Below are 15780 nucleotides of genomic sequence, written 5' to 3' on the forward strand. Positions count from 1 at the left end.
GTTTCGAGGTTTATCGAATCATGTATCCACCGTCGGCCACGATCGTTTGCCCGGTCATATAGCGCCCCGCGGCGCCGGCCAGCATCACGGCGATGCCGGCGATGTCTTCCGGCTCGCCGATGCGGCGCAGTGGCAGTTCACGTTCCACCAGCGCGCGCACCCGCGGGTCTTCGTGTATCGCGCGGGCGAAGTCGGTGCGCACGACGCCGGGCGCAATGCAGTTGACGCGGATGTTGTCCGGGCCCCATTCGACGGCCAGGTTGCGCGCCAGCTGCATATCGGCGGCCTTCGAGACGTTGTAGGCGCCGATGGTGGTCGATCCATGCAGACCACCGATCGACGAGATGATCACGATCGCGCCGTCACGGCGGTCGGCCATGTCGGGGCGCACCAGATTGCACAGCCACAGGTTGCTGAGCACGTTGTTGCGCATGATCTTGTCGAACACCTCGTCCGTCAGCCCGCTGCTGGGGCCGTAGTAGGGGTTGGTGGCGGCGTTGCAGACGAGGATGTCGATGGGCCCCCAGTGTCCGCGGGTCTCGGCGACCAGCGCCTCGACCTGCTCCTTGCTGGAGATGTTGGCGGGGATGGCGATCGCCTCGCCGCCTTCGGCGCGGATGGCGGCGGCTGCTGCTTCGCAGGCGTCGGCCTTGCGGCTGGAGATCACCACCCGGGCACCGCAACGGGCCAGGTTCTCGGCAATGGAACGGCCGATGCCGCGGCTGGAGCCGGTGACGATGGCCACCTTGCCGTCGAGGCGGAACAACTGCATGAGTCTTGTCTCCTGAGCATGCGGGCGTGTGCATGCACGCCCGCTGGAGACGCTAAGGTAAGAGCCTTCGGCTCGAAGGTCTGTCTCGGAAGGGACAGACCCGTGTGCACGCCCTGACCCGGCCCCACAATGGGGTCCACCGCGGAGGGCGAGATGGACTACATCAAGGAAATCGAACGGATACAGCGCGAGCAGGAGCAGGCCATCCGCGCAGCGCAGGCAAAGGCCGAGCAGACGGCACGTGCGGCGCTGGCCGGTGGCACGACCGCGGCGGTCGCCGCGCCGGCGCCGGCCCGACCCGCGTCGCGTGCAAAGCCGCCGTCGCGTTCTCCCGGCGAGGTCGAACATGCCGCCACCCGGGCCTTGTCGTCGACGCCGCCGGCGGTGCGTGCCTTTGCCGCCCGCGTGGCTCGCCGCGTGCTGCTGATTCCGGTTTTGGTCGCGCTCGCATTTGTCGTCGAGGGGGCAATGGGTGCGTGGGACGGCTACTACCTGCACCCCGGCGAGCTGGTCGCGGTGGTGGTGCCGTTGCTGATCATCGCCGGCCTGCTGAAACTGCGGGCGCGCCTGGCGGACCCCCAGTCCTGGACCCGGGTGGCCACGGCGCCCGGCATGCAGGCCGCACAGGGCGTGATCGGCCGCTGGGTGGTGATCGTCATCGTGCTGATCATCGCGTCGGCAGTGCTCGAGGACGTCTTTCCCGGTGGCCTGCCGGTCGGCCAGTGGCTCGGGTGGCCGGCACCGCCGTCCTCGCCGGGCGTGTGATGTCCGGTGTTTCGCCGCCGCCCGCGTCGCCTGCCCGGTTGTTCTTCGCGCTGTGGCCCGACGAGGCCGTGCGGCGCGAACTGGTGGCGATCCAGGACGCCTGGCAATGGCCGCGCAGCGCGCGGCGGGTGCCGCCCGGCCGCCTGCACCTGACACTGCACTTCCTGGCACAGGTGCCGGCCTTGCAGGTGGCGGCATTGATGCGGCAGGCAGACGTGCCGCTGGCGCCCTTCGAGCTGACGCTCGACGCCGCGGGCCTGTGGCCGGGCGGCGTGGCGTGGCTGAGGCCAAGCACGGCGCCTGCGGCTTTGCTCGACCTGCAGCGCCGCCTCGGTGCCGCGCTGCAGGCGTTCGGCTGCGAACTCGACACGCGTGCCTACGAGCCGCATGTCACGCTGGCGCGCGACGCACGCGCCGCGATGCCGCCTGCCGGCGTGCAGGTGCGCTGGCAGGTCGATGGCTACGCGCTGGTCGAGTCGCGTTTGGAACCACCCGGCGGGTACACGGTGCTGCGTCGCTACGGTGCGGGTCAGCCGTAGACGGCCACCACCTGGTAGCCGTGCGCCGCGAGCCGCCCCCCGGGCGTCCATAGCCGGGTGGTTTCGTTGACGTAGCCGCCGGCGGCGGCCCGGGTGTCCTTGTCGATGCGCCAGAAGCCGCTGCAGTCGTCGTCGGTCGCGTCCGGCACCGCGAGTTCCAGCGCCCAGGTGACCGAGCTCGCCGGGCCGCGCTGTGCGAGCCGCGTCAGGGCCGGCGTCGGTGCCGCGTCGGCCAGCATCACGGCCAGCAGTTCGTGGGCGGCCGGTTGCGGGTCCTTCAACCGGACGTGGATGCGCGAGTGCCAGAAGTCGCCGCCGGTGAAGGGCGGCTGCCCTTCGGCCCAGCGGAAGTCGAGATGCTGCGTGAAGTTGGGTGTCACGCCGGGCAGGAAGGGAAGGGCCGGCAGATCGGCAGCACGGCGCTCGACCTCGGGCTGGGCAGGCTCCAGGGGCGGTAGCGCCGTGGTGCGTTGCACGCCGAACACCGCGAGCAGCACCGCGGCGGTCTGCCCCTGCTGCGTTGCCGTCGCCTGCAGCTGACGCAGATTGCGGCCCTCACGGAGCACCTGTACCGAGACATCCATCGTGCCCAGGCCGACCGGGCCGACGAAGCTGGTCTGCAGCGCCAGCAGCGCCACATGGCCGTCCCAGGCACTGCCTGCCACGTCGCGCATCGCCTGCACGGCGCACGCGGCGATCAGTCCCCCGAAGGTGGTGCGGCCTTGCAGCCAGTCGTCAGAAATATCGAAGCGGACAACGGCCTGATCGGGTGCAGTGCGCCGTGCGATCAGTTCGGAAAAAGGCGTTGTGGGGTTCATGCGGGACAAGCGAGCGGTCGTGGACCGGCCGATTGTGCCGGGCGCCGCTGTCAGGCGCTGTCACCTGCGTACCGGCTGTTCCTCCTCGCGGTCGTACTGGTAGGGCGACAACTTGGCGCCGCAGTGCCGGCAGTAGTTGGCGTCGGCGGCCTGGTCCTCGGTGAGGCAGGCGTGGCAGGTGCGCGTCGTCACCGGGCGCCGCCGCATCGACGTCATCTCGGCAGTCACGATGCCGGTCGGCACCGCCAGCGTGCCCCAGCCGAGCAGCATCATCAGCGAGGCGATGAAGCGACCGGCGTTCGTCTGTGGCGTGATGTCGCCGAAGCCGACGGTGGTGAGCGTCGTGATGGCCCAGTAGACCGAGGTCGGAATGTTGGCGTAGCCGTGCTCTGGCCCCTCGACCACGTACATCAGCGTGCCGAGCACCAGCACCACCATCAGCACGAAGCTCAGGAAGATTAGGATCTTGCGCCGGCTGTTGGCGAGCGCCCGCGACAGCAGGCGGTACTCGATCGCGTATTCCGTCAGCTTGAACACGCGGAAGATGCGCAGCAGCCGCAGGATACGCACGTCCATCAGCAGGTGCAGCTCGGGCACGAGTGCTGCCAGATAGGCCGGCAGGATCGCGAGCAGATCAATCACGCCGAAGAAGCTGCGCGCGTAGCGCCATGGGCGGCGCACGCAGACGAGCCGGGCTATGTACTCGATCGTGAACAGCAGCGTGAAACACCATTCGAGCACGTCGAACCAGCGGCCGTGGCGCTGGTGCAAAGCCTCGACGCTGTCCAGCATGACCACCGCGACGCTCAGCAGGATGGCGGCGATGAGGACCACGTCGAACAGCTTGCCGGCGCGGGTGTCGGCTTCGAAGATGATGGTGTAGAGCCTGAGCCGCCAGCCTTGGAGCGGCTTGCCGAACTGCTCGGCGTCGGACGGGATGGGAGAGGCCGTATCGGTCGTCATGCGAGGGGCGGCGGGCCGGCGCGTCGACGGCCCGCGTCTGGGATTGGCGTGCGGCTCAGCCGAGATCGTGACGGTCCACCGAGATCGGACCCGGGCCGAAGGCGGCCACGAACAGCAACCCGCCAGTGATCGCCAGATTCTTGTAGAAAGCGATGCTCTGTGCCATCTGCTCGGCCGGTGGCAGGGCCCAGAAGTTGTGGAAGAACATGGCAGCCAGCAACGCGAACACCGCGAGCACCAGCGCTGCCCAGCGCGCTTTCAGGCCCAGCAACAGCGCCAGCCCGGCCACGACCTCCACCGCGATGGTGCCTCCAGCCAGCACCGGCGGCAACGGCAGCCCCTTCGAGGCGATGTAGCCGACGGTGCCGTCGAAGTTGCTGATCTTGCTGAATCCCGACGGCACGAACATCAGTGCCAGCAGCACCCGGCCCATCAGCGGGCCGAATTTTTCGATGAAGCCCATGTCTGGTTCCTCCGGTCGGTGGCGACGCCACGGCGGCGCGCGCTGGGCCTAGCATAGAAGCGTCGTCCCGTGCGCGCAACGTCAATGCGCCAATCTGGGCACCGGCAGTTCGTGGCGTGCGGCATGGCTGTGCAGCCCGGCTTCGATCAGGGCCATCACCTGCATGGCTTGCGCGGCCGGCACCGGGTTGGGCGTGCCGTGCAGGATCGCGTCTCGCACCGCGGCGTAGTAGGCAAGGTAGTTGCCTGGCAGCGTGGGGCGTTGCTGCGCCGCCTCGACGGTCGACTCCGGGAGGGTCAGCAATCCGTCAAGGGGGTCGTGGCCCCAGTCGCCCAGGACGTCCAGTTGCGGGCGCGCGCCGGCCTTGAGGCGATCCTCCTGCGGGTCGAGCCCATGCTTGACAAAACTTCCACGCGTGCCGTGCACGGTGAAGCGCGGTCCGACCGCCGGCACCAGCGCGCTCGCGTGCAGGATCACGCGCAGCCCTTCGTGCAGTCCGCCATAGCGCAGCTGTGCGTGGAAGTAGTCGTCCGCCAGCGCGCCGTCGCGTTGCAGTGCGAGGTCGAGCCAGATCGCCTCGGGCAGCCCGAACAGCTGCAGCGCCTGGTCCAGCAGGTGCGGCCCCAGGTCGTACCACAGCCCGCCGCCGCCGGCGGCCCGCTCGCGCCAGCGGGCGCGCACCTGCGGCCGGTAGCGATCGAAGTGCGATTCGAAATGCACGACACGCCCCAGCAGTCCCGAGCCGAGCAGGCCTTGCAGGGTCAGGAAGTCCGCGTCCCAGCGACGGTTGTGAAACACCGACAGCACGCAACCTTTTGTGCGCGCCAGCGCCTCCAGCTCCTGCGCCTCCACCAGCGTCACGGTGAAAGGCTTGTCGACAACCACATGCTTGCCGGCCAGCAACGCGGCCTTCGCCAGCGCATGGTGCGTGTCGTTCGGTGTCGGCACGACCACCAGATCGATGTCATGGCGCGCGACCAGCGCCTGGGCATCGGGTTCGACCGGCAACGCGGGCCAGTCGGCGTGCACCTTGGCGGCGTCGCTGCTCGAGACGGCAACGAGTTGCAGTCCCGGCACGCCGGCGATCAGCGGGGCGTGGAAAGTTTTGCTGGCATAGCCGTAGCCGATCAGGCCGACGCGAAGGACGCTCATGACGTGTGGCGGGCGGTTGGGGCAGCCGAAGCTTAACCCGCAGCCGCCCGATAGCGGTCGAAGCGCGGCCGGGCCAGCGCCACCAGCATCGCGACGCCGGTGTAGAGGCCGACCAGCTGCGTGATTTCGATCAGGGTCGCGTCGTCGAAGTGGCGCCGCGCCTGCTCGAACGCCTCGTCACTGACATCCAGCCGCTGCACCAGCCCGTCGACGAGCGCGGCGACGGCGCGTTCTGCCGGCGACCACAACGTCTCGTTCAGCGCGGTTTGGCGCAGGTCGTCGATCTGTTGTGGAGTCAGTCCCGTGCGCTGCGAGATCGTTTGCTCGTGCAGGCTGAACTCATAGGCGTTGCGGCTGGCGGTGCAAGTGCGCAGGATCACCAGTTCGCGCAGTGCCGGTGCCAGCGCACCGCGGTCGAGCAGCCCGGTGGGGCCGAGCAGACCGCTGTCGACCAGGTGCTCGAACAGGCCTTCGTTGCGTGCGACGGTCAGGAAGATCTGCGGCGCAGGCATGCCTTGGGGCAACAGGCGGCGCAGCCGGTCGGCGATGCCGGCAGGCAGCGGGGCGGACAAGGGGTCGATGCGAGGGGTGGTCATGAGGGGTTCCTGTCGTAAAGCTACTAAATCAGTAGCGTTTGCAGCATAGCAGCGATCGCTACAAAATGCGTAGCAACCGGAGGTCAACCGAATCATGAGCAAACTTCCCCGCGCTCAGGCGCCATTCGCCAAGCAGGCGATCAACGCCGCCATCGACCTGTTCCACCGGCGTTGGGTGCTGCGCATCCTGTGGGAGCTGCGCGGCGAGCCGCTGACCTTTCGTGCGCTGCAGGAGGCCTGCAGCGAAGTCTCGCCGACCGTGCTGAATCAGCGGCTGAAGGAACTGCGCGAGGCTCAACTCGTCGACCACCTGAGCGGGCAGGGTTACGCGCTCAGCGCGCAGGGCCGCATGCTGCTGGTGGCGATGGAGCCGATGATGGCGTGGGCCGTGCAGTGGTGGCGCGAGCGGGTCCAGCGTCCCTCAAGTCCCTTGCGGGAATGAAAGCGATGGCGCGTTTGCCGGGGCCAGGCGCAAACCATGGCGAGACCGGGTGGTATCGCGAGGATTTGCAACGACCCCCGGCGCGCGAAGACGCGCTTTCACGCAGGATTGGGAGGCGCTGTACTCGACTTGATCACTGCAGCGCGTGCAGCACCAGGCGCGCCACTTCGGCCGACGACTGCGGGTTCTGTCCGGTGATCAACTGACCGTCGCGCACCGCGAACGGTTGCCAGTTCGCAGCTTTCTCGAAGTGCGCCCCCAGCTCGCGCAGGCGGCTCTCGAGCGTGAAGGGCACGCTGTCCATCTGCCCGGCGGCGCGTTCCTCGTCGTCGGTGAACGCATTGACGCGCTTGCCGGCCACGAGCGGCTGCCCGTCGGGCCGCCGGGCGCTCACCAGGCCGGCCGGCCCGTGGCAGACCGCCGCGACCACCTTGCCGGCCGCATAGGCGCTTTCGACAGCGCGCGTCACGCCGACGTCGCCCGGCAGGTCCCACATGGTGCCGTGGCCGCCAGGGAAGAACACCGCGTCGAAGCCGCTGGCGTCGAGTTCGCTCACGCGCCGCGTTGCTTTCACCTTGCGTTGCACGGTTTCGTCGGCCAGGAAGCGCTCGACGACGGCGTCGTTCTCGCCGCGTGGCTTGAGGCTGCCCGGATCGATCGGCGCGGCGCCGCCTTTGGGGGACGCGATCTCGACCTCGTGGCCGGCGTCGACGAATGCGAAATACGGTGCGGCCAGTTCCTCGGCCCACAGGCCGGTGGGTCGGGCCGTCTCGCCCATGCGGTCGTTGGACGTGACGATGATCAGGATGCGTCGGGTCATGAAGGGCTCCTTGCTGTGAGATCGAATGTCCGCGGGGGCAAATCCCGTGCGGGCGACCCATGGACTGTAGGAGACCCACGGCATGCCATAAAGTCCTGCCACGGCACTTCATCAATTACACGTTGTTATCAATGACCCGTAGCTTCGACCCGATCCAGCTCGGTAGCATCGAAATCTTCTGCAAGGCGGCCGAGCTCGGCGGTTTCACGCCGGCCGCCGAGGCGCTTGGCCTGACGCCGCCGGCGGTCAGCCGGTCGGTCCAGCGCCTCGAAGCCCGCCTCGGCGTGCGGTTGTTTGCCCGCACCACCCGCCGCGTCAGGCTGACCGACGACGGCAGGCTCTACTACGAGCAATGTCGGCAGGCCCTGGCGCAGATCGAGGAGGCCCAGCGTGCGCTGTCGGGGCAGCGCGGCGAAGTGCGCGGCACGCTGCGCGTCAGCGTGCCGTCCACCTACGGTCACCACCGGCTGCTGCCGCGGCTGCCGCTGTTCCTGCAGCGCCATCCCGAGGTGTCGGTCGACGTGCAGATCGCCAACCGCAACGTCGATTTCATCGAGGAGGGCTATGACGTGGCCATTCGGCGCGGCGAGCCGCAGGACACACGCCTGGTCGCACGGCTGCTGGAGCATGCCACGCTGGGGGTGTTCGCATCGCCCGACTACCTGCGGCGCCACGGCACGCCGGGCACGCTCGACGACCTGGACCGGCACCTGTGCATCCAGTTCGTGCTGCCGAGCACCGGCCGGGCGTTGCCGTGGTACTTCCGCGATGGCGGGCAGGACGTCGAGCGCCGCGTTGCCAGCCGGCTGTGCTGCCTCGAGGATGTGGTCGGCTGCCTGAACCTCGCCCGTTCGGGCGGCGGGCTCGCGCAGGGCTATCACTTCGTTGCGGCCACCGACCTGGCGCGGGGCGCGCTGCTCGAGGTGCTGCAAGGCCACGGCGGGCGCAGCTGGCCCTTCTATGCGCTTTATCCACAGCACCGGCATCTTTCTGCACGGGTGCGGGCTTTTGTCGATTTCCTGCTCGAGGACGTGGCCGCAGCAGGCAGACGCTAGCACGGGCACACTGCAGGCATTGCCACAGCAGGGATATGGACATGCCGACCAGCGCAGCATTCGATCTCGTCGTCATCGGGGGCGGCAGCGGCGGGGTGCGCGCTGCACGGCTGGCAGCGCAGCGCGGCGCCCGGGTGGTGCTGGTCGAAGGCCAGCGGCTGGGCGGGACCTGCGTCAACGTCGGCTGCATCCCGAAGAAGCTCTACAGCTATGCGTCGCATTACGCGCAAGCCTTCGAAGAGGCGCGCGGTTACGGCTGGCAGGTGGACCAACCGATGTTCGACTGGGGCCGGTTGCGCCGTCAGCGTGCCGTGGAGATCGAGCGTCTCAATGGTGTCTACGAGCGCCTGCTGCAGGACGCCGGCGTGCAGGTGCGCCGGGGGTGGGCGCAACTGGTCGACGCACATACCGTGCGCATCGGCACGCACGACGTGTACGCCGAGCGCATCCTCGTCGCCACCGGCGGGGCGCCGCGGCGGCCGCCCTTCGAAGGGGCGGAACTGGCACTGTCGTCCGATCAGCTGTTCGACGTCGAGCCATTTCCGCGGCGTCTTGCCATCGTCGGCGGCGGCTACATCGGCTGCGAGTTCGCTTCGATCTTTCACGGCCTTGGAGCGCAGGTCACGCTGCTGCAGCGCGGCGACCGGCTGTTGCCCGGCTTCGACGACGAGATGGCGCGCTTTGTCGCGAGCGAACTGGGCAAGAAAGGCATTGCTCTGCGGTTCGGGGCTTCGGTGCAGCGGGTGTCGCGGCACGCCGCAGGGCTGGAGATCCACGTCGGCGACGGCGATCCCTTGCAGGCGGATGCCGTGCTGCTGGCCACCGGTCGCGCGCCCCGCACGGAGGGCCTGGGTCTCGAGGCGGCCGGGGTGCAGATGACCGACCAGGGCGCGATCGAGGTCGACGCGCACTTTCGCACCAGCGTGCCGTCCGTGTTCGCCATCGGCGATGTCGTCGACCACCGCGCGCTGACGCCGGTCGCGCTGCTGCAGGCCGGTGCGTTGGTCGACCGCCTTTACGGCTGCGGCAACGAGGCCCCCCGCGAGATGCGCTACGACGATGTGCCGACCGCGGTCTTCTGTGACCCGCCCGCGGCCAGTGTCGGCCTGACCGAAGCGCAGGCGCGCGAGCGACACGGCAAGCTGCGCATCTACCGCTCCGAATTCCGGCCGTTGCGCCATACGCTCACCGGCAGCGACGAGCGCGCCTTCATGAAGCTGGTGGTCGACGATGCGACCGACGTGGTGCTTGGCGTGCATCTCGTTGCACCCGAGGCTGCCGAAGTGATCCAGGGTTTTGCGGTCGCGCTGAAGGCGGGGGCCACCAAGGCGCTGTTCGACAACACCGTGGCCGTGCACCCCACGGTGGCCGAGGAACTGGTGCTGATGCGTGAGCGCCACTGCAGCGGCGGCAGCAGCGTCGCGTAAGCTGTCGGCCATGTCCACCCATCAACCTCGATTGATCGACGTGCATGGCCAGCCGGCCGTGCACCTGCGTGCGCCTGACGGTGCTCAAGCCATCGTGCTGTTGCACGGTGCCCAGGTGGTGTCCTGGGTCCCGGCCGGCGGCGAGGAACGCCTGTACTTGTCCGAGGCGTCCGGTTTTGCCGACGGCCAGGCGGTGCGCGGCGGCGTGCCGGTGATCTTCCCGCAGTTCGAGCAGCGCGGCCCGCTGCCACGGCACGGGTTCGCCCGCACCCGCCGCTGGGAACTGCAGCGCACCGACACTGGCCGCGACGATGCCATCGCGGTGCTGCGGCTGTGCGACGACGAGCGCACCCGGGAGCAATGGCCGCACGCCTTCGGAGCCGAGCTGACCGTGGCGGTCGGCGGCACGCGCCTCGACGTCGAACTGGAGGTCGAACACCGGGGCGAGGCGGACGCCCCGGCCTTCAGCTTCACCGCGGCATTGCATACCTATCTGCGCGTGCGCGAGGTCGAGGAGACGCGTCTCGAAGGGCTGCGCGGGCTGCGTTATCACGACAACGTGCGGGGCAGCGAGAGTGTGCAGGATCTTTACGCGCTGTCGATCGACGACGAAGTCGACCGCATCTACTTCGACGCGACCCGTCCGTTGCAGCTGCAAGAGCCGCATCGCACGTTGACGATCGAATCTCAGCAGTTCCCCGATGTCGTCGTCTGGAACCCCTGGCAGGACAAGACGGCCCGGCTGGCCGACCTGCCGCCGCTGGGATTCCGGCGCATGCTGTGCGTCGAAGCCGCAGCGATCGGCCGGCCCATCGTGCTTGCACCCGGCGAGCAGTGGTGGGGTCGGCAAACCCTTGTCGCCGGCTAGCAACAAACGCCGCCGTGCTGTCAGCGGGCTCCGACATCGGCGACCAGCTGCTGCTGACAGCAGCGCCGCGGGCCTCCCCCTACATTGAGTCCATCGACTGGTTCAGTCGTCCGAAACAGAAGGACTCGTCATGGCCGCTGGATTTCTCGCCGTGATCGGCACCGTGCTCGTCGGGACCGCGACGGCCGGGGTGGTCGCCTTGGAGGTGAAGAACCACCCAGGGGCTGTCGCCACGCAGAGCATCCGGCTGGTGCGATGCGTCGGTGTGCGCGAGGAGTTCTCGCCGCTGTTGGGTCGCACCCAGCCCGTCTGGGTACTGAGTCGCAGCGGTGGCTCACCTGAGGCGGTTTGCCGTGAAGGTGCGGCGTCGCGCGAGGCAGTTCGCTTCGAGCGTACGCCGGGCCACCAGGGACATCCCCGCGTGCTCGTCTGAGAGCGCCTGAACCTGTAGACCTGTTTGGCGCGGCGGTTGTCGGGTGATCCATCCGGCGGCAGGCCGCGACGAAAGCGGCAGCCGTGGGGCGCCCGCAGCAGGAGGCCGACAGCCGCGGCGGGCGGGAGCCCGTCCGGTGACCGGCCGGTGGTCGAGCCAGGGAGGAACCCATGGGCCGGCCTTTTGTGCCAACCCGCCGCTGTTGGCTTCAGCCCGGCGCGGTGACTTCGACTCAACGGAAGGAGAGCAATGATGAAAGCACTGACCTTGATGGGGACCCTTGCCGCCGCCGTGGCGTTGACCGCCTGCAACCGTGCCGGCGAAGACACCACTGCCGCACGTGACGATGATTCGGTCGTTGCCCAGGCCGAACAGCGCAGCGAGGCAATGGGCGACCGTGCCGGCGAAGCGGCGCGCGATGCCGGCAACGCGATGGAGCGTGGCGCCGAACGCGCCGGCAACGCGGTGGAGCGCGGCGTCGAGAACACCGGTGATGCGATCAGCGATGCCGCGATCACCGCGTCGGTCAATGCCGAGCTGGCGCGCGACAACGACTTGAGCGCGCTGGGCATCGACGTCGACACCGAGAACGGCCGGGTGACGCTGTCGGGCACGGCACCCAACGACGCGGCGCGTGAGCGCGCGACGCAACTGGCCTCGTCGGTGCGTGGTGTGACGAGCGTCGACAACGGACTGCGCGTCGAGAGCAATGCCAACGCGCGTCCGGCGCAGTAAGCGAGAGCACTCTGGAGAAGATTCGCCGCCCCTGACGGGGCGGCTTTTTTACGGTGCTTGCCGCTCAGTCCTGAGCCACTTTCAGGACCAGCTTGCCGAAGTTCTCGCCGGTGAACAGCTTCAGCAAGGTCTCTGGAAACGCCTGCACGCCGCCGTCGACGACGTCTTCCTTGGACTTCATGCGGCCGTCCTTCAGGTAGCCTGCAAGTTCAGCGACCGCGAGGGGGTAGCGGTCGGCGTAGTCGAACACCACGATGCCTTCCATGCGCGCCCGGTTCACCAACAGCGACAGGTAGTTCTTGGGGCCCTGCACCGGGGTGGTGTTGTTGTATTGCGAGATCGCGCCGCAGATGATGATGCGCGCCTTGCGATTGATGCGGGTGAGCACCGTGTCGAGGATCTCGCCGCCGACGTTGTCGAAGTAGATGTCGACGCCCTGCGGGCAGTGCTCCTTCAGCCCGTCCTTTACGGCACCTGCCTTGTAGTCGATGCAGGCGTCGAAGCCGAGTTCGCTGACAACCCAGTCGCACTTGGCCCTGCCGCCCGCGATGCCGACCACCCGGCACCCCTTGATCTTTGCCAGCTGCCCGACCGTCTGGCCGACCGCCCCCGCGGCGCCCGATACGACCACGGTCTCACCGGGCCGGGGTTGCCCGACGTCCAGCAGGCCGAAGTAACCGGTCATGCCCGGCATGCCGAGCACGTTGAGCCATTGGGTCTCGCTGCCCGCGCGCAAGTCGATGCGCGCCAATCCGGCGCGCTTGATCTGGTCGGCGGAAAAGCTCGCGACCTCCTGCACGCCGAGGCTGCCCATGACATGGCTGCCGACCGCGAACTGGTCGTTCTTCGACGCGAGCACGCGACCGACGCCGCCGGCACGCATCACCTCGCCGATGCCCACCGGCGGAATGTAGGACTTGCCTTCGTTCATCCAACCGCGCATTGCGGGGTCGAGCGAGAGGTACAGCGTCTTGACGACCACGCCGCCGTCGGCGGGCTCGGCCACGGGCTCGGTGGTGAACTCCCAGTTCTCGCGCGTCGGTTGCCCGGTGGGGCGGGACGCGAGGCGGACCTGGTGGTTGGCGAGGGAGGCGAGGGTGCTCATCGGTGTCCTTCCGGCTGCTGCTGCATGTGACCGAATCACACCATACTCGCTTGCTGCCGGCCGTCACCTAGGCGACGGCTGGCCGGGCTCGGGCGCGAGCAACCGGTCGATGAGTTCCAGTGCCTTCTCGATGTTGTAGGGCTTGCGCAGGAAGGCGTCGTAGCCGGTGAAATGCTCGCGCACTGCTTCCTCCTGCAGGCTGCTGTTCATCAGGATGCGCAGGTCGCGCGTGGCAGCGGTGGCACGCAACGCGCGGCCCATCTCGGCGCCGTTCATCACCGGCATCATGAAATCGAGGATCACCAGGTCGGGCTTCAGTTCGATCACCTTGTCCAGCCCCTGGCGTCCATTGGAAGCGCAGTAGACCCGGTAGCCTTCGTCCTGAAGGATCAGGCTGAGTACCTCCGCGTTGGCCAGCTCGTCATCGACGACAAGGACGGTCTTCAAGTGTGAACCCTGTTGAAGCTCAGGTGGGCAGACCGGGCCGCGAGGGCGATGCGTTCGCATCGACCGGGCTCGCCGAGGGAATGACATCGCCATCGGCCGTGTAGCGGCCCGCGACCGACAGACCTGCGGCCGTGATCACCATCTCGTGCAGTCCGGGGTCGAAATCGCTGTCGCGCATTTTCGTGACCGTCAGCAGGCGCTTGACCTGGCCACAGTGCTCGACGAAGCGCAGGTACAGCAGATTGTCGACAAAGGCGGATACGCCATAAGGCGTGCTGACAACGCTGGAGACGACGTCGCGGGTTTCCAATGTCATCAGTACGCAGGCGCCCAACCGGCGCAGTTCGTTGACCAGGCACGAGAAGAAGCGGCCGGTGCGTTCGGGATGGGTCGAGGCCTCGAAGAAGCCGGACAACCCGTCGATCACGAGCCGGCGCGTGCCTTGTTCCCGTACGGTGGCCAGCAGCCGGTGGGCCAGTTCGTCAAGGACGTACTCGCCTTGCGGCAGCCACGTGAAGCGCAGCGCTCCCTCGGCTTCCGGCGTGCGCAAATCCAGCCCCAGCGCGGTGGCCTTCATTCTCAGACGAGCCGGCGACTCGAAGAAGCCGAACATCAGGCCCGGCGCGTCGGTGCTGCTGCGCGAAAGGTAATGCAGTGCCAGCGAGGTCTTGCCGGTACCGGTGGAGCCGATGACCACCGTGGCGCTCGCACGCGGCAGGCCCCCGGCGCTCAGCAGCGCGTCGAGCGACGGCACCCCGGTGCTGGTCGTGCCGTCCAGCGGCGCGGGCTCGGCCGGCTGGCCATACAGCGCTTCGATGCGGGGAAACACCTCGAGCCCGTCATCGGTGATGCGAAACGCGTGCTTGCCACGCAGGGGGCCGGCGCCGCGGAACTTGCGCACCTGGATGGTTCGCTCGGCGCGGGCGTCGTAGAGGCGGTCTTCCAGCTCGATCAGCCCGTCCACCATGGTGTGTTCGGCGTTGACGCGTTGCATGCTGCCACTGGTCAGCAGGAACACCGTGCAGCCGTGGAAGACCGCGCTGGTCTGCACCTCGTGGATGAATTTCTTCAGCGCGCCGTCGGTCTCGGCCGCTTCGGCGGCGGCCACCAGGCCGTCGAGCACCAGCACGCTGACGTTGCGCGCGCGCATTTCGCGTCGCAGCACGCTCATCAGGCCCTTCAGCCCTTCGGTTTCCAGGTCGTGGAAGGCGCTGATGTACGACAGCCCGTTGGGAATTACCGACTCGTCGAAGAAGCTGAGGCCGCGGATGTGCTGCAGCATGCGCGAATGCGATTCGGCCAGCAGTGTCACGTAGACGGCGCGGCCGCCGTCGGCGGCATGCCGATAGCACAACTGGTTCGCAAGTATCGTCTTGCCGCTGCCGGGGTGGCCCTGAACGATGTAGACGCCCGAGCGGAAGAAGCCGCCGCCGAGCAGCACGTCGAGGCCGGGGATCCGGCTCGGCACGCGCTCGAGCGCGAGGACATTGGACGAGGTGGCGCTCATGAGGAGGGTGCTGGGTTCGAGGAATGATCCATGGCATGGCCCGCATGGCGGCGTGGCAGCCGAAGCGTGAACCGGCAGCCGGCCGCCGGGCGGCTGTCGAGCGAAATGTTAGCGCCCAGCGCTTCGGCGAGCTTGCGTACGATCCACAACCCCAAGCCCGAGCCGCTGCCGTTCGTTCCCGTGCGCCCGACGGTGAACTTGTCAAAGATGCGCCGCTGCTCGGGCTCGGCGATGCCTCGACCGTCATCGGCGACGTGCAGCATGACCCAGTCCCGCTCGGCGGGCTCGAGCGTCAGGGTCGCATGGCGGCAGCCCGAGTGCTTGAACGCGTTGACGAGCAGGTTGCCGATCACCTGTTCGAGTGCGAGCGGGTCCGTCTGCACCAGGCACTGCGGCGGGCCTTCGAACTCCAGGTCGACGCGGTGATAGTCCGCCTCGGAACGCAGTGCGTCGATCAACTGCCGCAGCGTGAGGCCCAGGTCCACTTCGCGCACCGCGAGCGGATAGGCCTTGGCATTCAGGCGGCTCAGGTCGAGCAGCACGCCCAGACGCTCTGCGTAGCGGGACAACAGGTTCTCGGCCTTGTCGAGACGCGCAGCAATCTCGGTCTGCTGTCTTGCCTGCGCCGCAAGGCGGGCCGCGGCGATCTGCAGTGTCAGTACGTGCAAGGGATTGCGCAGTTCGTGCGAAGCGACCGCCAGCAGTTCGTCGCGCTCGCGGATCTCTTCGTGCAGGCGATCGATCTCGGCCAGCGCATCGTGCAACGCAGCTTCCGTCGAGGACCCGGGCGACTCGATCTCCATGGCGTATGGCGGCGCTCGCAGTGGTGGGGCGCCCGAGTCTAGCGCCAACCACGGCGTCGACACCAACGCC

At 68.2% G+C, this 15780-nt stretch carries 19 protein-coding genes; 8 read left to right on the top strand and 11 right to left on the bottom strand.

The window, feature by feature from the left end:
• Window positions 1-10: 10 nt before the first annotated feature.
• Window positions 11-772: an SDR family NAD(P)-dependent oxidoreductase gene (locus tag M8A51_RS00945; protein WP_251776217.1), complete on the bottom strand. Its 762-nt coding sequence runs from the start codon at window positions 770-772 to the stop codon at window positions 11-13.
• Window positions 773-925: 153 nt separating this feature from the next.
• Between M8A51_RS00945 and M8A51_RS00950 the strand changes: the two genes are divergently transcribed.
• Together M8A51_RS00950 and thpR are read left to right on the top strand one after the other, a co-directional pair.
• Window positions 926-1537 (top strand): hypothetical protein, encoded by a 612-nt coding sequence (locus M8A51_RS00950; RefSeq protein ID WP_251776218.1) that lies wholly within the window; start codon window positions 926-928, stop codon window positions 1535-1537.
• Window positions 1537-2076, top strand: a complete 540-nt coding sequence (gene thpR / locus M8A51_RS00955; protein ID WP_251776219.1) for an RNA 2',3'-cyclic phosphodiesterase — start codon at window positions 1537-1539, stop codon at window positions 2074-2076. Before M8A51_RS00950 ends, thpR begins: the two co-directional genes overlap by 1 nt.
• On the opposite strand, the gene M8A51_RS00960 is transcribed toward thpR, so the two are convergent.
• The 5 genes from M8A51_RS00960 to M8A51_RS00980 all read right to left on the bottom strand — a co-directional run bounded on the left by M8A51_RS00960 (window position 2067) and on the right by M8A51_RS00980 (window position 6068).
• Window positions 2067-2894: an acyl-CoA thioesterase gene (locus M8A51_RS00960; RefSeq protein ID WP_251776220.1), complete on the bottom strand. Its 828-nt coding sequence runs from the start codon at window positions 2892-2894 to the stop codon at window positions 2067-2069. The two genes, thpR and M8A51_RS00960, sit on opposite strands and share 10 nt — an antisense overlap.
• Before the next feature lie 60 nt (window positions 2895-2954).
• Window positions 2955-3857, bottom strand: a complete 903-nt coding sequence (locus tag M8A51_RS00965) for an ion transporter (RefSeq protein WP_251776221.1) — start codon at window positions 3855-3857, stop codon at window positions 2955-2957.
• 55 nt (window positions 3858-3912) lie between these two features.
• Window positions 3913-4320: a DoxX family protein gene (locus M8A51_RS00970; RefSeq protein ID WP_251776222.1), complete on the bottom strand. Its 408-nt coding sequence runs from the start codon at window positions 4318-4320 to the stop codon at window positions 3913-3915.
• Between the two features lie 81 nt (window positions 4321-4401).
• Window positions 4402-5472 carry an oxidoreductase gene (locus tag M8A51_RS00975; protein ID WP_251776223.1) on the bottom strand — a complete coding sequence of 357 codons (1071 nt, stop codon included), beginning with the start codon at window positions 5470-5472 and terminating at the stop codon, window positions 4402-4404.
• A gap of 32 nt (window positions 5473-5504) precedes the next feature.
• Window positions 5505-6068, bottom strand: a complete 564-nt coding sequence (locus tag M8A51_RS00980) for a carboxymuconolactone decarboxylase family protein (protein WP_251776224.1) — start codon at window positions 6066-6068, stop codon at window positions 5505-5507.
• A 94-nt stretch (window positions 6069-6162) separates the two neighbouring features.
• Here M8A51_RS00980 and M8A51_RS00985 point away from each other — a divergent pair, with 94 nt between their 5' ends.
• Window positions 6163-6510, top strand: a complete 348-nt coding sequence (locus M8A51_RS00985; protein ID WP_251776225.1) for a winged helix-turn-helix transcriptional regulator — start codon at window positions 6163-6165, stop codon at window positions 6508-6510.
• A gap of 133 nt (window positions 6511-6643) precedes the next feature.
• On the opposite strand, the gene M8A51_RS00990 is transcribed toward M8A51_RS00985, so the two are convergent.
• Window positions 6644-7330 carry a type 1 glutamine amidotransferase domain-containing protein gene (locus M8A51_RS00990; RefSeq protein ID WP_251776226.1) on the bottom strand — a complete coding sequence of 229 codons (687 nt, stop codon included), beginning with the start codon at window positions 7328-7330 and terminating at the stop codon, window positions 6644-6646.
• Window positions 7331-7461: 131 nt separating this feature from the next.
• Here M8A51_RS00990 and M8A51_RS00995 point away from each other — a divergent pair, with 131 nt between their 5' ends.
• The 5 genes from M8A51_RS00995 (at window position 7462) to M8A51_RS01015 (ending at window position 11848) form a co-directional block, all read left to right on the top strand.
• On the top strand, window positions 7462-8385 hold the full coding sequence (locus tag M8A51_RS00995; RefSeq protein ID WP_251776227.1) for a LysR family transcriptional regulator: 924 nt from the start codon (window positions 7462-7464) through the stop codon (window positions 8383-8385).
• Between the two features lie 41 nt (window positions 8386-8426).
• Window positions 8427-9812 (top strand): glutathione-disulfide reductase, encoded by a 1386-nt coding sequence (gene gorA, locus M8A51_RS01000; protein WP_251776228.1) that lies wholly within the window; start codon window positions 8427-8429, stop codon window positions 9810-9812.
• A gap of 10 nt (window positions 9813-9822) precedes the next feature.
• A complete protein-coding gene (locus M8A51_RS01005) occupies window positions 9823-10680 on the top strand; it encodes a D-hexose-6-phosphate mutarotase (protein WP_251776229.1) in 858 nt (285 codons plus the stop codon).
• Between the two features lie 130 nt (window positions 10681-10810).
• Window positions 10811-11113: a hypothetical protein gene (locus M8A51_RS01010; RefSeq protein ID WP_251776230.1), complete on the top strand. Its 303-nt coding sequence runs from the start codon at window positions 10811-10813 to the stop codon at window positions 11111-11113.
• Window positions 11114-11365: 252 nt separating this feature from the next.
• Entirely contained in the window at window positions 11366-11848 is a 483-nt protein-coding gene (locus M8A51_RS01015; RefSeq protein ID WP_251776231.1) for a BON domain-containing protein, read from the top strand.
• A 64-nt stretch (window positions 11849-11912) separates the two neighbouring features.
• Here M8A51_RS01015 and M8A51_RS01020 read toward each other — a convergent pair whose 3' ends face one another.
• The 4 genes from M8A51_RS01020 to M8A51_RS01035 all read right to left on the bottom strand — a co-directional run bounded on the left by M8A51_RS01020 (window position 11913) and on the right by M8A51_RS01035 (window position 15710).
• Complete coding sequence (locus M8A51_RS01020; RefSeq protein ID WP_251776232.1) at window positions 11913-12953, bottom strand: NADP-dependent oxidoreductase; 1041 nt, start codon at window positions 12951-12953, stop codon at window positions 11913-11915.
• 63 nt (window positions 12954-13016) lie between these two features.
• Window positions 13017-13400, bottom strand: coding sequence for a response regulator (locus M8A51_RS01025; RefSeq protein ID WP_251776233.1), 384 nt, complete (start codon window positions 13398-13400; stop codon window positions 13017-13019).
• A gap of 19 nt (window positions 13401-13419) precedes the next feature.
• The gene (locus M8A51_RS01030; RefSeq protein WP_251776235.1) at window positions 13420-14907 is read right to left on the bottom strand and encodes an RAD55 family ATPase; all 1488 of its coding nucleotides are present in this window, start codon (window positions 14905-14907) and stop codon (window positions 13420-13422) included.
• On the bottom strand, window positions 14904-15710 hold the full coding sequence (locus tag M8A51_RS01035; protein ID WP_251776236.1) for a sensor histidine kinase: 807 nt from the start codon (window positions 15708-15710) through the stop codon (window positions 14904-14906). Before M8A51_RS01035 ends, M8A51_RS01030 begins: the two co-directional genes overlap by 4 nt.
• Between the last annotated feature and the right edge of the window lie 70 nt (window positions 15711-15780).

Origin of the sequence: Caldimonas mangrovi (assembly GCF_023721835.1) — a bacterium.
Classification (GTDB): Bacteria; Pseudomonadota; Gammaproteobacteria; order Burkholderiales; family Burkholderiaceae_C; genus Caldimonas; species Caldimonas mangrovi.

Excerpts from the sequence above, each read along its gene's own strand:
- M8A51_RS00945 (WP_251776217.1), bottom strand. The coding sequence starts at position 772 with ATGCAGTTGTTCCGCCTCGACGGCAAGGTGGCCATCGTCACCGGCTCC.
- M8A51_RS00950 (WP_251776218.1), top strand. The coding sequence starts at position 926 with ATGGACTACATCAAGGAAATCGAACGGATACAGCGCGAGCAGGAGCAG.
- thpR (WP_251776219.1), top strand. The coding sequence starts at position 1,537 with ATGTCCGGTGTTTCGCCGCCGCCCGCGTCGCCTGCCCGGTTGTTCTTC.
- M8A51_RS00960 (WP_251776220.1), bottom strand. The coding sequence starts at position 2,894 with ATGAACCCCACAACGCCTTTTTCCGAACTGATCGCACGGCGCACTGCA.
- M8A51_RS00965 (WP_251776221.1), bottom strand. The coding sequence starts at position 3,857 with ATGACGACCGATACGGCCTCTCCCATCCCGTCCGACGCCGAGCAGTTC.
- M8A51_RS00970 (WP_251776222.1), bottom strand. The coding sequence starts at position 4,320 with ATGGGCTTCATCGAAAAATTCGGCCCGCTGATGGGCCGGGTGCTGCTG.
- M8A51_RS00975 (WP_251776223.1), bottom strand. The coding sequence starts at position 5,472 with ATGAGCGTCCTTCGCGTCGGCCTGATCGGCTACGGCTATGCCAGCAAA.
- M8A51_RS00980 (WP_251776224.1), bottom strand. The coding sequence starts at position 6,068 with ATGACCACCCCTCGCATCGACCCCTTGTCCGCCCCGCTGCCTGCCGGC.
- M8A51_RS00985 (WP_251776225.1), top strand. The coding sequence starts at position 6,163 with ATGAGCAAACTTCCCCGCGCTCAGGCGCCATTCGCCAAGCAGGCGATC.
- M8A51_RS00990 (WP_251776226.1), bottom strand. The coding sequence starts at position 7,330 with ATGACCCGACGCATCCTGATCATCGTCACGTCCAACGACCGCATGGGC.
- M8A51_RS00995 (WP_251776227.1), top strand. The coding sequence starts at position 7,462 with ATGACCCGTAGCTTCGACCCGATCCAGCTCGGTAGCATCGAAATCTTC.
- gorA (WP_251776228.1), top strand. The coding sequence starts at position 8,427 with ATGCCGACCAGCGCAGCATTCGATCTCGTCGTCATCGGGGGCGGCAGC.
- M8A51_RS01005 (WP_251776229.1), top strand. The coding sequence starts at position 9,823 with ATGTCCACCCATCAACCTCGATTGATCGACGTGCATGGCCAGCCGGCC.
- M8A51_RS01010 (WP_251776230.1), top strand. The coding sequence starts at position 10,811 with ATGGCCGCTGGATTTCTCGCCGTGATCGGCACCGTGCTCGTCGGGACC.
- M8A51_RS01015 (WP_251776231.1), top strand. The coding sequence starts at position 11,366 with ATGAAAGCACTGACCTTGATGGGGACCCTTGCCGCCGCCGTGGCGTTG.
- M8A51_RS01020 (WP_251776232.1), bottom strand. The coding sequence starts at position 12,953 with ATGAGCACCCTCGCCTCCCTCGCCAACCACCAGGTCCGCCTCGCGTCC.
- M8A51_RS01030 (WP_251776235.1), bottom strand. The coding sequence starts at position 14,907 with ATGAGCGCCACCTCGTCCAATGTCCTCGCGCTCGAGCGCGTGCCGAGC.
- M8A51_RS01035 (WP_251776236.1), bottom strand. The coding sequence starts at position 15,710 with ATGGAGATCGAGTCGCCCGGGTCCTCGACGGAAGCTGCGTTGCACGAT.